This is a genomic window from Thalassovita sp. (genome assembly GCF_034670005.1).
In the GTDB taxonomy this organism is placed as follows: Bacteria; Pseudomonadota; Alphaproteobacteria; order Rhodobacterales; family Rhodobacteraceae; genus Thalassobius.
The window spans coordinates 35567-49692 of the sequence record NZ_JAXMOH010000008.1 but is presented as its reverse complement, the minus strand read 5'-3'; the positions used below and the strand labels follow the sequence as shown (position 1 = coordinate 49692).

Sequence of the window (14126 nt, the reverse complement as noted above, 5' to 3'; positions counted from 1 at the left end):
CCTCCCAAAACTGCCTGGTCTCCTTATGGGGCTGGGCGCTTTTTTGAAAGAGAACGCCGATGAGTCCCGCCAAGAAGAAAACCAACACCGAGGATTATCTGCGCATGTATCGCCAGATGGTCCGTATCCGCAGCTTCGAGGATAACGCCAATCAGCTTTACCTCTCGGCCAAAATGCCGGGGCTGACCCATATGTATTCCGGCGAGGAAGCTGTCGCCGTGGGAATTTGCGAAGCCCTGACTGACGATGACCGCATCACCTCGACCCACCGCGGCCACGGCCACTGCGTGGCAAAGGGCGCCGAGTTCAAGCAGATGTTCTGCGAACTTCTGGGTAAGGAAGAGGGCTATTGCCGCGGCAAGGGCGGTTCAATGCACATCGCCGATCAAAGCCACGGCAACCTTGGCGCCAATGCCATTGTCGGCGGGTCCATGGGCATCGCCACCGGTGCGGCACTGACCTCCAAGCAGCTGGGCCGCGATGATGTGGCCGTATGCTTCTTCGGCGATGGCGCCACCGCACAGGGGTTAATGTACGAGGCCATGAACATGGCCGCGCTATGGAAGCTGCCGGTGATCTACGCCTGCGAAAACAACGGCTATTCCGAATATACCAAGACCGAGGAAATCGCCGCTGGCTCGATCATCGCGCGCGCCCAAGCCTTCGGCATCGAGTCGCACCAGATCGACGGCCAGGACGTGCTGGCTGTGAATGCTTTGGCGCAAAAGCTGGTCGAACGCGCCCGCAAGGGCGAAGGCCCCTTCTTCATTGAGTTGATGACCTATCGCTATCACGGCCACCATGTGGGCGACATCAACCGCGAATACTACCGTTCCAAGGAGGAAGAGCGCGACTGGAAGGAAAACCGCGACCCGATCATCCGGTTCCGCTCATGGCTGGTCGAGGAAGGCATCGCCACCGAGGAAGAGATCGAGGCGATGAACGCCGAGATCGAAAAAGACGCCGCCGACGCAGTCGAATACGCGCTGAACGCAAAATACCCCGACGCATCAGAGGTGGACATGCACGTATTCACCGATATCGAACACGCGCTGGCCTGAGGAGACCCGACATGCGAAATATCACTCTGTCACAGGCGGTGAACGAAGCACTGTCCGAAGAAATGCGCCGCGATGAAACCGTATTCATCCTGGGCGAGGACGTGGCCGAGGCAGGCACGCCATTCAAGGTTCTGTCCGGTCTTGTCGAAGAGTTCGGCACCGATCGCGTGATCGACACGCCGATCGCCGAACCTGGTTTCATGGGCATTGCCGTGGGTGCCGCGATGACCGGTACGCGTCCAGTTGTCGATCTGATGTTCGGCGATTTCATTTTCCTGATCATGGATCAGCTATGCAACCAGGCGGCCAAAACTCATTACATGTCGGGCGGCAAACTGAACGTGCCGTTGGTGGTGCGTACCAACCTGGGCGCGACGCGCCGTTCGGCGGCGCAGCACAGCCAATCGCTGCACGCACTGGTGGCCCATATTCCGGGGCTGAAAGTGGCGCTGCCCAGCTCGGCCTATGAAGCCAAGGGCCTGATGAAAACCGCGATCCGTGACAACAACCCTGTCGTCATCTTCGAAGACAAGCTGATGTATAACGACAAGGCCCCGGTACCCGAGGAGGAATACCTGATCCCCTTCGGCGAGGCGAATGTGAAACGCGAAGGCAAAGACATCACCCTGATCGCCACCTCGTCGATGGTGCAGGTCTGTGAAGCGGCTGCAGAGATTCTGGCCGCCGAAGGCATCGACGCCGAGGTGATCGATCCGCGCACCATAGTGCCGCTGGACGAAGAGGCGCTGCTGAAATCCGCGCGCAAGACCAGCCGGGTGATCGTGGTCGACGAAGGCCATCAAAGCTTTGGTGTGACCGGCGAAATCGCCAGCCGCATCAACGAAAAGGCGTTCTACCATCTGGATGCGCCGGTGCTGCGGATGGGCGCGATGGATGTGCCGGTGCCGTTCAGCCCGGCGCTGGAGGATATCACCGTGCCGACCCCCGATGCGGTGGCCGAGAACGCGCGCAAACTGATGAGCGGGGAGATGATCCATGCCGCATGAGGTGATCATGCCCGCGCTCGGCATGGCGCAGGACACCGGCCTGCTTGTTTCATGGAACAAGGGGCCGGGCGACGCGGTGGCCGAGGGCGATGTGCTTTTCGAGGTGGAAACCGACAAATCAACGATGGAGGTCGAGGCGCAGGCCAGCGGCTATCTGACCGATGTCACGGCCGAAGCCGGGGCAGATGTCCCGGTGGGCCAGGTAATCGCACGGATCTCGGACACGCCCGAAGGGTCGGGCACCGCGCCCGCCCCGAAGGCCGCCCCCGAAGGCGGTGGTGCGGGAACTGAGCTGCCCGCGGGCAACAGCGTGATCATGCCCGCCTTGGGCATGGCGCAGGATACCGGCCTGATTGTCGCCTGGCACAAAGGTCCGGGCGATGCGGTGGCGGCAGGTGACATCCTGTTCGAAGTGGAGACCGACAAATCGACCATGGAGGTCGAGGCGGGTTTTGACGGCTTCGTCGCAGCGCTTCTGGCAGAGGCGGGCGAAGAGGCCCCGGTTGGTGAAACCATCGCAGTGATCTCGGAGGAGGCCCCGGCAAACCCGGTACAGCGCAGCCGCGCGGGACAATCGTCAAGCCCGGCTCCGGCCCCTGTCAAAAAGCCAGAACCCAAACCTGCGGCAGTCCCCCCGGCCCAGCCCAAACCGACCTCGGCAAAGGTAGTCTCTTCCGAGGGGCGCATCCTGGCTTCGCCCAAAGCGCGGCGCCTGGCGCTGGAACAGGGTCTCGACCTGTCGCGACTGGTCGATGCTGGCCACCCACAGCCCTACCATGTCGCCGATCTCGACGTGCTGAAATCGCTGCCCGCAACGACCCCTGCCGAGGTGCAAGCAGCCGCATCGCGCCGCCTTGTGGCAGAGATCCCCACAGACGGCTTTGCCGAATTTGCAGACTGGGCCGCCGACACCGCCGGTCTGAAAGACACTGGTGCTTTGCTTGCCGGTCTGGCCGCTGCCAGCCTTGGTTCATCGATGGTGGTTGCCGTGGAAAGCTTCGGCGCAAGCCGCAGCTACAGCGCCAATGGCACCCTGTCGTCAACCGAATCCAGCGACGAACCTGCCCAGCTGTCTGTCCGGGACCTGCGTTTCTCGCGCATCTCGTCGGTGCAGATGGGGGCCGAGGACATGCCGGTTCTGACCATCGCGCGCCATTCGGGCGGTCTGGCGGTGACGTTGGAATGCGGCACGGATCAACTTGATGCCACGCAGGCCGTCACCCTTCTTTCCAATTTCGCAGGCCGGTTGGAGCAGCCGCTCCGCCACCTGCTCTGAGCCATGGAGAATGACATGGAATACACTGATCTTTATATCAACGGCCAATGGTGCAAAGGCGCGGACGGCGCTCGGTTCGACGTTCTCAATCCGGCGACCGAAAAGGTCCTCGCCTCGGTCGCGTCGGCCGAAATCGCCGATGCCGATGCCGCGCTGGATGCCGCAGAGGCGGCGATGGCCGATTGGGCCGCGCGCAGCCCGCGCGAACGCTCTGAAGTGCTGCGCAAGGCGTGGGAGTTGATGACCGCGCGACTCGATGATTTCGCACATCTGATCACACTGGAAAACGGCAAGGCGCGCGCCGATGCGATGGGCGAAGCCACCTATGCCGCCGAATTCTTCCGCTGGTTCGCCGAAGAAGCGGTGCGCGCCGACGGGCTGATCACCCATGCGCCGTCGTCGGGCGCGCGCATCATGGTACAGCACAAGCCCGCCGGTCTGGCCGTTCTGGTCACCCCGTGGAATTACCCCGCCGCAATGGGCACCCGCAAGATCGCCCCCGCGCTGGCCGCCGGTTGCGCGGTGATCATCAAGCCCGCCTCGGAAACGCCGCTGACCATGCTGGCGCTGATGCCGCTCTTGGAAGAGGCCGGCGTTCCGCCGGGGTTGGTCAACGTGCTTCCTTCGCGCCGCACCGGTGCATTGGTCGATCACATGCTGCACGATCCGCGCGTGCGCGTGGTGTCCTTCACCGGCTCCACCGGGGTCGGCCGCAAGCTGTTGCATTCGGCCGCCGACCAGGTGCTGAAACCGGCGATGGAACTGGGCGGCAACGCACCCTTGCTGGTCTTCGAAGATGCCGATCTGGATGTCGCGGTCGAAGGCACGATGCTGGCCAAGATGCGCAACCTGGGCGAAGCCTGCACCGCCGCCAACCGCATTTACGTGCATGAAGACGTGGCCGAGGAGTTCACTCGCCGCCTGACCGGGGCGATGAGCGCGCTCAAGGTGGGTGACGGCACCGATCCGAGCGTCGATGTCGGCCCGCTGGTCAATGCGGATACCCGGGACAAGGTCGCGGCCTTCGTGGCCAACGCGGTGGCCAAGGGCGCCAACATTGAATGCGGCGGCACTGTTCCGAACGGGCCCGGCTTCTACTATCCGCCCACGGTCCTGTCGAATGTGCCGGAAACCGCCGATTGCGTGCATGACGAAATCTTCGGCCCCGTGGCCGCGATCCAGACCTTCACCGATCAGGACGACGTGATCGCCCGCGCCAACGACACCGAATACGGGCTGGTCGCCTATGTCTTTTCCGAAGACATGAAGCGCGCGCTGCAGGTCTGCGAACGGCTCGACTACGGCATGGTCGGCCTGAACCGCGGCCTTGTCAGCGACCCGGCCGCGCCCTTCGGAGGCACCAAGCAATCCGGTCTGGGCCGCGAAGGCGGGCATGAGGGCATGCTCGAATTCATGGAAACCCAGTATATTTCGGCCAGCTGGTGAGGGGGAAATCATGAGCGACGTCATCGCACCACCCTCGGTCCGGGCCCTGGCCCGTGAAAAGGGCATCGACCTGACAAAACTGGCCCGGAATCTGGGCCGCGGCACCATCGCACGCGAGGACCTGAAAGGCGGCTCATCCGTCACCGGCCCCGCCGGCGACACGTCCTACTGGGACGTCGATCACAGCCAATATGGCCCGGTGAGCGAGGAACCGATGAGCCGGTTTGCCCAGGTCGCCGCCGCCAACCTGGCCGCGGCAAACGCGCTGATCCCGCAGGTCACCCATCATGACCGCGCGGATGTCACCGCCATCGAGGCGCTGCGCAAGGGCCTGAAGCTCGAGGCGCGGGCCCGTGGCATCAAGCTCACCGCGCTGGCCTTTCAGGTGAAGGCGCTGGCCCGTGCCCTGCGCGAATTTCCCCGCTTCAACGCCTCGCTGACACCGGACGGAAAGACGCTGGTGCTCAAGGATTACGTTCATATCGGCATCGCCGTGGACACCGCGCACGGGCTGATGGTGCCGGTGATCCGCGATGCCGACCGCAAGGGTCTGTGGCAGATCGCGGCCGAAATCGCCGATCTGGCCAGCCGCGCGCAGGCGCGCAAGATCGGCCCGGACGAAATGGGCGGTGCCTCGATGAGCATCTCCAACCTCGGTGGCATTGGCGGCCTCGGATTCACCCCGATCGTGAACCCGCCCGAACTGGCGATCCTGGGCATAACGCGCACCGAAACCGTCACCGTCTGGGATGGTGATACGCCGCGGCCGGTGCCGATGGTGCCGCTGGATCTGTCCTATGACCACCGGGTCATCAACGGCGCCGATGCCGCGCGCTTCATGACCTATCTGGCGGGCCTCTTGGCCGATCCGCGCCGGATCATGGTCTGAGGAGGGGATAATGGCTGAAAATCACGCCGATTTCATCGTGCTGGGCGCGGGTCCGGGCGGCTATGCCTGTGCCTTTCGCGCCGCTGATCTGGGCCGCAAGGTGGTGCTGGTTGACCCCCGCGCCACGCTGGGCGGGGTGTGCCTTAACGAAGGCTGCATCCCGTCAAAGGCGCTGCTGCATGCGGCTGAAATCATTCGCGAAGCGCGCCATGGCGGCGACTGGGGCATTTCCACCGGCAAACTGTCCGTCGATCTCGGCGCCTTGCGCACCCGCAAGAACGGGATCGTCGCGCAGTTGACGGATGGGCTGACCGGCCTTGCCAGACGCCGCAAAGTGCAGACCATCCGCGGCACCGCGCGTTTCACCGGCGCAGGCACGCTCGACATCGACGGCGAAGGCTGGAGCTTCGACCAGGCGGTGATCGCTGTCGGATCGTCGCCGGTGCAACTGCCCGGTTGGCCCAAGGATGACCGTATCTGGGATAGCACCGATGCGCTGGACCTGCGCGAGGCGCCCAAGCGGCTTGCCATCGTCGGCGGCGGCATCATCGGGCTGGAAATGGCCACGGTCTATTCGGCCCTGGGCAGCCAGGTCACGGTGATCGAGTTCATGGAGCAGATCGCGCCCGGCGCCGATGCCGAAGCCGTGACCATCCTGCGCGCCGTGCTCGAGGCCGAAGGCATCACCATTCACACCGGCACCAAGGTGACGGGCGTGAAGGGAAGCAAGGCGGCGCTGACCCTGACCTGCGAAGGCGGGTTCGCGGGCGACATCAAGGCTGATGCGGCCATCCAAGCCGTGGGCCGACGCGCCAATGGGCACGTGGTTGATCCGCAGGTGGCGGGCGTCGATGTGGACGACCACGGCATCATTGCCGTCGATGAAACCTGCCGCACCGGGGTCGATGGGATCTTTGCTATTGGTGACGTGACCGGCAACCCGATGCTGGCGCATCGCGCCACGCATCAGGGCCATGTCGCGGCCGAGATCGCCTCGGGCCACGCCGCCGCGCTGGATACCGACCTGATTCCGTCGGTGGCCTATACCAGCCCGGAACTGGCCTGGGCGGGCCTGACGCAGGCCCAGGCCAAAGAACGCGGCATTGCCCACAAGGTCGCCAGCTTCCCCTGGGCGGCCAGTGGGCGAAACCTGTCAAGCGGTGGTGGCGACGGGCTGACCAAGTTGGTCTATTGCCCCGAGACGCATCGCGTGCTGGGCGCAACGCTTGTGGGACGCAACGCCGGCGAACTGCTGGCCGAATGCGTTCTGGGGATGGAAATGGGGGCCTCGCTGAAGGACATCGCACTGACGGTACATGCCCATCCGACGCTGTCGGAAACCGTGGCCTTTACCGCCGAACGCGCGCTTGGCACGCTGACAGACCTGTAACCGATGCCCGGCCCGCGCATCAATCTGGGCGGACAAACCGCCCTCGTCACCGGCGCAAGCCGGGGCATCGGGCGGGCCATCGCCAAGGCGCTGGCGACATGCGGCGCAGATGTGATCGGCGTGCGCACGGCGATCACCGGGCAGGCAGACGATCTGCAACACGAATTCGAAGGGCTGACGGGCGGCTTTTGGCCCCTTGATTGCGACCTGTCCGACCGGATCGCGATAGACCGGATGATCGCGCAGCTGGATCAGGCAGGGCACAAGATCGACATCCAGGTCAACAATGCCGGAATCATTCGCCGCGCAACAGCCGCGCAGCATGCGACCGAGGATTGGGACGCGGTGATGGCGGTGAACCTTGATGCCGTTTTCCTGCTCAGCCGCGAACCGGGCCGCCGGATGGTGGCGCGGGGACATGGTAAGATTACCCTAAGCCCCTGAATCTACTCCAGTTTTGTGTAGAGTCCGCCCAACCGAAGGACGGACAAATGAAGACGAGATTCACCGACGAACAGATCATTCAGATGATCAAGGAGCAGGAAGCTGGCGAGAAGACGGCTGACGTGTGCAGGCGTTATGGGATCAGCCAAGGTGGCGCTGCTCGCCGATACGTCACTATCGGGCCAGCGTGTCACGCGGGAATTGGATCGGCTGATTGCAGAACGAGGCGCACCGGGCACAATCGTTTCCGACAACGGTACCGAGTTCACCAGCATGGCTATGCTCAGCTGGGTGCAGGAGACCGGCATCGACTGGCACTACATCGCACCAGGGAAACCGATCCAGAACGCATTCATCGAAAGCTTCAACGGAAAGCTGCGTGATGAATGTCTGAACGAAAGACTCTTCAGCTCACTGGCCGAGGCCAGGGAAACGCTGGATGAATGGCAGGAGGACTACAACACCCACAGACCGCACTCAGCTCTCGGAAACCTGACGCCCAAAGAATTTGCTAAGAAAACGACGATGGACGAACTGGCCGCATAAGGCCATCAAACCAAACCTAAGGACTCTCCACCAGATGGAGGAAACTTGGGGCTCAGGTCACCGAAATGACTTTTGGTGGCGGAGGAGGTGTCCGACAAATATCTTACATAAGACACTGTTTGCTATGGTTAATTATTAACGGACCAAAATTTCTACCACACATTGCACCACATAAAATTTCCAAATCCTGGCGTTCTTAACCAAGAGCCTGCTTATATCGACTTCTGTGCGCCCATAACTGCGCAAATCTGTCGATGGTCAAGTCTGCAGCGAACGACTGCTCCCAGCCTTTAGCGGACCTTAGTGACCGACGTAGCATAGCTGTTGCGCAGGCACGAAGGTCGGAAAGCGATCGTTCGCTGCAAAAGCGCTCAATCTAGCAACTGTATCTATCAGGCAGGCTGGGAAGCCTGAGGTGCCCCTGGATTTGTAGACGCTTTGCTCCCTAACTTTGAGGCAAAGATGACGACATGAGGACATGCAATTAAGAGAACGAAAACCGCCAGAACTATTCGATAACGTCGTCGCCATCATCATCGTCAGTTTGTTTATGCATCACCTCACGCTTCTTCGCTTTCTGACGCTCGCGGTGTTCATCCACCAAGTTCTCGCCCCGTTCATACTCCTCTGTCCCCGGCTTGGAGTCTCGCATTAGGTATCTCAGCATGAAGTCTTTATCGTCGATGCCGATCTCACTCTCATTCTCGGCCGCCTGATCAAACTGCTCAAAGATCTCGACCACACGTTCCTCGGACAGATTTTTGTAAGAGCGGAGGTGTTTCTTGTATTGGTCGGTCACCTCCTCACTTTCATGTCCCATATTCATAGACCAGGCTTTGTGCTCATCAGGCGTCTTGCAAACCTCCAAGCTAAGGCAGCCAATGCAGTGCTTCGCTGCATGCGGCGTGATCTGTTTCTCCAACGTCCTAGAGGCCACCTCGAATGCTTGAGAGATTGCATGCGTTGAGGCCATAACTGGAACGCTCCCGCCCTGAACAGAAGACCCACGTTTTGCGAGGAAACGCTCCTCGGGGAACAGTGCGTCCTCGCCAGAGAACCCAAGGCCGAACAACTCTCCCTTCCAATCGCAAACAACCTTGGCAAAGATCTCAGGCAGCGGGAAGAATTTGATCCGCAGGCTCTTACCGTTTTTCGTACGGGAGGTTTTTTACGTCCTGCACCACGATCCGGGCCCTTCGTTCAAGATGCTTGATCCGCAAGGAGGTGACAGTATCGGCCCGCAGTGCCGCCAAGAATGCAATCGCTACCATTGCGCGGTCGCGACGCTCTTTCAGGGTCCGACAAGGCGTGCCTTTGATCATTTGAACGGCCTCCAACAAGGACGGGATTTCGCGCTCCCGTTCGCTCAAAACCGCAGCATCGAACTTCTTGGGGAGGGCAAGATAACCTGGCAGAGACTTGTTGAGGCCCTGGTATCCCTTTTGCTCAATCAGCCACTCCAGAAACGACTTGAGATGAGAGGCGCGATGGCGAACGGTGGAAATGCTGGGGGGCTTGTCATTGGTCGTCTCGACGCTCGCCTTGAGACTGTCGCGAAAGCCGACGACAGCACCCCGAGAATAGCAACCATTCGTGCAGGATGCGGTCATTCACTTTGTTCAGGCTCTGAGAGTCAGTATAGCGATCCTTCCCAATACCAACTGGGTTTGCTCATTTCCTTCGCCTTCGCGCCGGGCACCGGAACGGTGGAACCGGGCGGGTTGACCACGTGGCAGGCGCTGGAAATCGTGCGCGGTTGCGCCGGGCTGAACCTGGTGGGCGCCGACCTGGTGGAGGTATCGCCGCCCTATGACGCGACCGGCAACACCGCCCTTATCGCCGCCAACCTGCTGTTCGAAATGCTGTGCGTGCTGCCCGGCGTTTCGCACGCTGAAGATAAAACGCTCGACTTGAGGACGGCCGGTTTCAGCCGCCCTTCAACCGCCGCATGAGATAGACCTCGCTGTCCGGCCGCACCGGGATGTTGCGGCCGGCGGTGGTGATTTCACCATCCACCGCCACCGATATGCCCGCCTCGATCACCGGAGCGAGCCCGGGATATTTCTCGATCAGGGCATCCAGGGCCTTGCCGATGGTGTCGGCCTCGACCTCCACCACCAGTTCGCCATCGGTGAACCGGCGCAGGCCGGACCAGAGGTTGATCTCAACCATCCTGCCCCGCCTGAATTGCCTCCAGAACCTTGACCGGGGTCATAGGCAGGTGGCGCAACCGCTGTCCTGTCGCCGCCGCCACCGCGTTGGCGATGGCTGGAAGCGGCGGGGCGATGCCGGTTTCACCGACACCGCGCACACCGTATGGATGGCCGGGATTGGGCACTTCGACGATCACCGTGTCGATCTTCGGCAGGTCCGAGGCGACCGGTACGCGATAATCGAGGAAGGTGGCGTTTTGCAGCCGCCCGTCTTCGCCATAGACATATTCCTCGTTCAGCGCCCAGCCGATGCCCTGAACCGCACCGCCCTGGAACTGGCCCTCGACATAGGCGGGATGGATCGCCCGGCCCGCGTCCTGCGCCACCAGGTAGCGTAGAATCTTGGTATGCCCGGTTTCCGGATCGACCTCGACATCAACGACATGGGTGCCGAAGCTTACACCGACACCATCGGGGAAGCCTTCGTAATGGCCGGCGATCGGCCCGCCGGTGGTGCTCATCTTGCCGGCGATCTCGCCGATTTTCATCGGCGGGAACTTCCCTGCATTGGGACCGGCGGGCTGGGCCGAGCCATCGATCCATTCGACCGCGTCCGGGTCGATATCCCATTCCGCCGCCGCGCGCCGGCACATTTCCGCGATGGCCTGTTCGGTGGCAACCACTGCCGCCTTGCCGGTGGCGAAGGTAGCCCGGCTGCCATGGGTGGGTTCGTTGATGCCAAGCGCGCCGGTTTCGACCACGTTCACGCGGACATGCTCGTAAGGAACGCCCAGCGTTTCGCCCACCATCATCGCCAAAGACGCCCGACTGCCGCCGATATCCGGCGTGCCGACCGACACCTGCGCGGTGCCGTCTTCGGCGATCGCCATCGAAACCGCGGTGTCGCCGTTATAGTTGAACCAGAACCCCGAGGCGACGCCGCGCCCCTGGTTCGGCCCTAAAGGCTCCGCATAGTTCGGATGCGATTTCACCGCTTCCAGCGTCTCAACGAGGCCGATCTTGTTATAGGTCGGACCGTAGCTGGCCTTGGTGCCCTCGCGGGCGGCGTTCTTCAGCCGGGTATCGATCGGGTCGAGCCCCAGTTCGCGGCACATTTCATCCACCAGGCTTTCCACCGCGAAGGCCGCCATCGGCGATCCGGGCGCGCGGTAGGCCGCGGCTTTCGGCCGGTTCGCCAGCACGTCGAAACCTTCGTGATAAACCGCAGGCATGTCGTAATTGGCGAAGGCGCAATCAAGCGCAGAATCCACCGGCGCGCCGGGGAAGGCCCCGCCCTGCATCCGGAACACCGCCTTGCCCGCCGTCATGCGGCCATCCCTGGTCATGCCGATCTTCACATCCATCGAGGCCGAGGCTGTCGGCCCGGTGGCGCGCAGAACCTCGGCGCGGTTCATCACCAGCTTGACCGGACGCCCGCCTGCCTTCTTGCTCAGCGCCAGCGACAGCGGTTCCATGAACACCATGGTCTTGCCGCCGAAACCGCCACCGATTTCCGACGCCGTGATGCGCAGCTGCGCGACCTCAAGCCCCAGAATGGCAGAACACATCTGGCGGATGAACCAATGCCCTTGGGTACAGACCCACATTTCGCCCTTGCCGTCGGCGCCCAGCTGGCCGACGCAGGCCTGCGGTTCGATATAGCCCTGGTGGGTGGCCTCGGTGAGGTAGGTCTTTTCCATCACCAGATCGGCGGCGGCGAAACCGGCCTCGAGATCGCCGTGGCCGTAATCGATATAGCGCACCACGTTGGCCGGGAAGCCTTCGGGCACCGAATGATCGGCCGATCCCGGGCGGATCGCCGGGGCATCGGGCTTGATCGCGTCATCCACGTCGATGACATGCGGCAGCACCTCGTATTCGACCTCGATCAGCGCGGCGGCGTCCTGCGCCAGCAACGCCGAGGTCGCGGCGACGGCGGCAACCGCGTGACCGTCATAGAGCGCGACATCCCCCGCCATGCTGTTTTCCTGCAGGTTCCAGTCCTCGCCGGTCAGCCCGGTCGGGAAATCCGCCCGCGTGACCACAGCCTTGACCCCGTCGAGCGCCAGCGCCTTGGAGGCGTCGATCTTCTTGATCCGCGCATGGGCGTGAGGCGAACGGACCACCGCCCCCCACAGCATCCCCGGCATCGTCATATCCGCGCCATAGCGCGCCCGCCCGGTGACCTTGTCGAGCCCGTCGGGACGGTTGGGCCGGGTGCCGACCAGTTTGAATCCGGTGTTGAACTCGTCCTTCGCCATCAGGCCGCCCCCCGCATTTCCGCCGCCGCGTCCATCACGGCGTTTACGATCTTGTCATAACCGGTGCAGCGGCACAGGTTGCCCGCCAGCCAATAGCGCACCTCGCTTTCGCTCGGGTCCGGGTTCTGGTCCAGCAGCGCCTTGGCCGCGACCAGGATGCCGGGGGTGCAGAACCCGCATTGCAGCGCCGCATGTTCGATGAACTTGCGCTGCAGCGGATGCAGGTCGTCGCCGCTGGCCATCCCTTCGATGGTGTCGACGGTCTTGCCCTCGGCTTCGACCCCGAGCACGAGGCAGGAGCTGACCAGCCGCCCGTCGAGCATGACCGAACAGGCGCCGCAATCGCCGGTGCCGCAGCCTTCCTTCGACCCGGTCAGGCCAAGGCGGTCGCGCAAACAATCCAGCAGCGTTTCGCGCGGATCGGCGAGGAATTCGACCGTGTCGCCGTTCACGGTGGTGGTGACGTGGATCTTACTCATTTCTCGGCTCCTTTCGCGCGGGTATAGGCGAGCCGCGCAACACGCTGCGCCAGCACGCCTGAAACATGGGTGCGGAACTCTGCAGTACCGCGCTTGTCGCTGATCGGGTTTGCCGCCGCGCGGGCGGCATCGGCCAGCGCGTCAAGCGCGACGTCGTCCAGCGTGGTGCCGATGATGGCATCCGCAGCCGCCTGCACCGTGATCACGGTGGGGGCGACCGCGCCAAGCGCGACGCGCGCTTCGCTGATCGTGTCGCCGTCCAGACGCAGATTCACCGCGCAGCCCACCACGGCGATATCCATTTCCGTGCGCGGGATGAAACGCTGATAGGCATCGCCGCCGTTTACCCCACGCGCAGGCAGGGAAATGGCGGAAATCACTTCGCCCGGCTGCAGAACGGTACGGCCCGGCCCAGCCGGAATCTCAGCCACTGGAACCTCGCGGCTGCCATTCACGCCCGTCACCGTCACGGTTGCGCCTGCCGCGACGAGGCCAGGCACGCTGTCGGCGGCGGGCGATCCGTTGCACAGGTTGCCCACCAGCGTCGCGCGCCCCTGCACCTGGGTCGATCCGACCAGCTCCATCCCTTCGACCACTCCCGGCCAGTCGCGGCACAGCGCGTCATGCGCTCCCAGTTCAGCGCCCGACACGGCAATGCCGATCCGCCAGCCGCCCTCGGGCGTCCGGGTGATGTCCCGCACGCCCGGAACATGCTTGAGATCAATCAAGTCATTGGGGATCACGGCGCCCGCGCGCATCTGAACCAGGACGTCGGTGCCGCCCGCCAGAAAACGCGTCACGCCACCACAATCCGCTGCAATTTTCACGGCATCTTCGAATGTCGCCGGTGTATGATAGTGCATCATGCTTCCTTGTCTGAATCGGTGAAAAAACGGGACCTGCAGCCGTTCATAAGTCGAGAGTATATATCGGAGCCACCGATCTATCCTTCACTGATTTGATTGCGGTGTAATCCGCTCCTATTCGCAGATCGATGTCAAGCAACGCCACCAGAGGCGCCTTCACAAAAGAGATGCAAAATGACCTGAGCGTCTGAATCCTCACCAGTTTTGCATAAGCTATCCGATTTGAAATGGCGGGGTCCGATACTACCAAGACCGTGATGAAAGCTTCGGCAAATGGCTGCTTTCGGCCCGACACTACCCGTCCAATT

13 protein-coding genes and 2 pseudogenes are annotated in these 14126 nt (G+C 62.6%); 10 read left to right on the top strand and 5 right to left on the bottom strand.

Annotated elements, in window-relative coordinates; genetic code table 11:
* Nucleotides 1–59: 59 nt before the first annotated feature.
* The 9 genes and pseudogenes from VOI23_RS13805 to VOI23_RS13770 form a co-directional block, all read left to right on the top strand.
* Entirely contained in the window at nucleotides 60–1061 is a 1002-nt protein-coding gene (locus VOI23_RS13805) for a thiamine pyrophosphate-dependent dehydrogenase E1 component subunit alpha (protein ID WP_323785491.1), read from the top strand.
* Nucleotides 1062–1072: 11 nt separating this feature from the next.
* On the top strand, nucleotides 1073–2068 hold the full coding sequence (locus VOI23_RS13800; protein ID WP_323785490.1) for an alpha-ketoacid dehydrogenase subunit beta: 996 nt from the start codon (nucleotides 1073–1075) through the stop codon (nucleotides 2066–2068).
* Entirely contained in the window at nucleotides 2058–3344 is a 1287-nt protein-coding gene (locus VOI23_RS13795; RefSeq protein WP_323785489.1) for a biotin/lipoyl-containing protein, read from the top strand. Before VOI23_RS13800 ends, VOI23_RS13795 begins: the two co-directional genes overlap by 11 nt.
* Nucleotides 3345–3359: 15 nt before the next feature.
* Nucleotides 3360–4790 carry an NAD-dependent succinate-semialdehyde dehydrogenase gene (locus VOI23_RS13790; protein ID WP_323785488.1) on the top strand — a complete coding sequence of 477 codons (1431 nt, stop codon included), beginning with the start codon at nucleotides 3360–3362 and terminating at the stop codon, nucleotides 4788–4790.
* 10 nt (nucleotides 4791–4800) lie between these two features.
* Entirely contained in the window at nucleotides 4801–5679 is an 879-nt protein-coding gene (locus VOI23_RS13785; protein WP_323785487.1) for a 2-oxo acid dehydrogenase subunit E2, read from the top strand.
* Between the two features lie 10 nt (nucleotides 5680–5689).
* Complete coding sequence (lpdA, locus tag VOI23_RS13780; protein WP_323785486.1) at nucleotides 5690–7069, top strand: dihydrolipoyl dehydrogenase; 1380 nt, start codon at nucleotides 5690–5692, stop codon at nucleotides 7067–7069.
* Nucleotides 7070–7072: 3 nt separating this feature from the next.
* A complete protein-coding gene (locus VOI23_RS13775) occupies nucleotides 7073–7513 on the top strand; it encodes an SDR family NAD(P)-dependent oxidoreductase (RefSeq protein WP_323785485.1) in 441 nt (146 codons plus the stop codon).
* 47 nt (nucleotides 7514–7560) lie between these two features.
* Nucleotides 7561–7650: pseudogene (locus VOI23_RS18580) on the top strand (transposase); the annotation flags it as partial.
* A gap of 13 nt (nucleotides 7651–7663) precedes the next feature.
* A pseudogene (locus VOI23_RS13770) lies at nucleotides 7664–8059 on the top strand (integrase core domain-containing protein); the annotation flags it as partial.
* Nucleotides 8060–8567: 508 nt separating this feature from the next.
* Here the strand turns inward: VOI23_RS13770 and VOI23_RS13765 are convergent.
* On the bottom strand, nucleotides 8568–9131 hold the full coding sequence (locus VOI23_RS13765; RefSeq protein ID WP_323785484.1) for a hypothetical protein: 564 nt from the start codon (nucleotides 9129–9131) through the stop codon (nucleotides 8568–8570).
* A 25-nt stretch (nucleotides 9132–9156) separates the two neighbouring features.
* On the opposite strand from VOI23_RS13765, the gene VOI23_RS13760 reads away from it, so the two are divergent.
* The gene (locus VOI23_RS13760; RefSeq protein ID WP_323785483.1) at nucleotides 9157–10011 is read left to right on the top strand and encodes an arginase family protein; all 855 of its coding nucleotides are present in this window, start codon (nucleotides 9157–9159) and stop codon (nucleotides 10009–10011) included.
* Here VOI23_RS13760 and VOI23_RS13755 read toward each other — a convergent pair.
* From VOI23_RS13755 to VOI23_RS13740, 4 genes are read right to left on the bottom strand one after another with little or no spacing between them, the layout of a single operon-like run.
* Nucleotides 9986–10231, bottom strand: a complete 246-nt coding sequence (locus VOI23_RS13755) for a MoaD/ThiS family protein (RefSeq protein WP_160974771.1) — start codon at nucleotides 10229–10231, stop codon at nucleotides 9986–9988. The genes VOI23_RS13760 and VOI23_RS13755 overlap by 26 nt on opposite strands.
* Nucleotides 10224–12473: a xanthine dehydrogenase family protein molybdopterin-binding subunit gene (locus VOI23_RS13750; protein ID WP_323785482.1), complete on the bottom strand. Its 2250-nt coding sequence runs from the start codon at nucleotides 12471–12473 to the stop codon at nucleotides 10224–10226. Before VOI23_RS13750 ends, VOI23_RS13755 begins: the two co-directional genes overlap by 8 nt.
* Nucleotides 12473–12952 carry a (2Fe-2S)-binding protein gene (locus VOI23_RS13745; protein WP_323785481.1) on the bottom strand — a complete coding sequence of 160 codons (480 nt, stop codon included), beginning with the start codon at nucleotides 12950–12952 and terminating at the stop codon, nucleotides 12473–12475. The genes VOI23_RS13750 and VOI23_RS13745 overlap by 1 nt, the downstream gene beginning before the upstream one ends.
* Nucleotides 12949–13815 carry a xanthine dehydrogenase family protein subunit M gene (locus tag VOI23_RS13740; protein ID WP_323785480.1) on the bottom strand — a complete coding sequence of 289 codons (867 nt, stop codon included), beginning with the start codon at nucleotides 13813–13815 and terminating at the stop codon, nucleotides 12949–12951. The genes VOI23_RS13745 and VOI23_RS13740 overlap by 4 nt, the downstream gene beginning before the upstream one ends.
* Between the last annotated feature and the right edge of the window lie 311 nt (nucleotides 13816–14126).

Excerpts from the sequence above, each read along its gene's own strand:
- VOI23_RS13750 (WP_323785482.1), bottom strand. The coding sequence starts at position 12,473 with ATGGCGAAGGACGAGTTCAACACCGGATTCAAACTGGTCGGCACCCGG.
- VOI23_RS13740 (WP_323785480.1), bottom strand. The coding sequence starts at position 13,815 with ATGCACTATCATACACCGGCGACATTCGAAGATGCCGTGAAAATTGCA.
- VOI23_RS13785 (WP_323785487.1), top strand. The coding sequence starts at position 4,801 with ATGAGCGACGTCATCGCACCACCCTCGGTCCGGGCCCTGGCCCGTGAA.
- VOI23_RS13745 (WP_323785481.1), bottom strand. The coding sequence starts at position 12,952 with ATGAGTAAGATCCACGTCACCACCACCGTGAACGGCGACACGGTCGAA.
- VOI23_RS13775 (WP_323785485.1), top strand. The coding sequence starts at position 7,073 with ATGCCCGGCCCGCGCATCAATCTGGGCGGACAAACCGCCCTCGTCACC.
- VOI23_RS13755 (WP_160974771.1), bottom strand. The coding sequence starts at position 10,231 with ATGGTTGAGATCAACCTCTGGTCCGGCCTGCGCCGGTTCACCGATGGC.
- lpdA (WP_323785486.1), top strand. The coding sequence starts at position 5,690 with ATGGCTGAAAATCACGCCGATTTCATCGTGCTGGGCGCGGGTCCGGGC.
- VOI23_RS13800 (WP_323785490.1), top strand. The coding sequence starts at position 1,073 with ATGCGAAATATCACTCTGTCACAGGCGGTGAACGAAGCACTGTCCGAA.
- VOI23_RS13805 (WP_323785491.1), top strand. The coding sequence starts at position 60 with ATGAGTCCCGCCAAGAAGAAAACCAACACCGAGGATTATCTGCGCATG.
- VOI23_RS13795 (WP_323785489.1), top strand. The coding sequence starts at position 2,058 with ATGCCGCATGAGGTGATCATGCCCGCGCTCGGCATGGCGCAGGACACC.
- VOI23_RS13790 (WP_323785488.1), top strand. The coding sequence starts at position 3,360 with ATGGAATACACTGATCTTTATATCAACGGCCAATGGTGCAAAGGCGCG.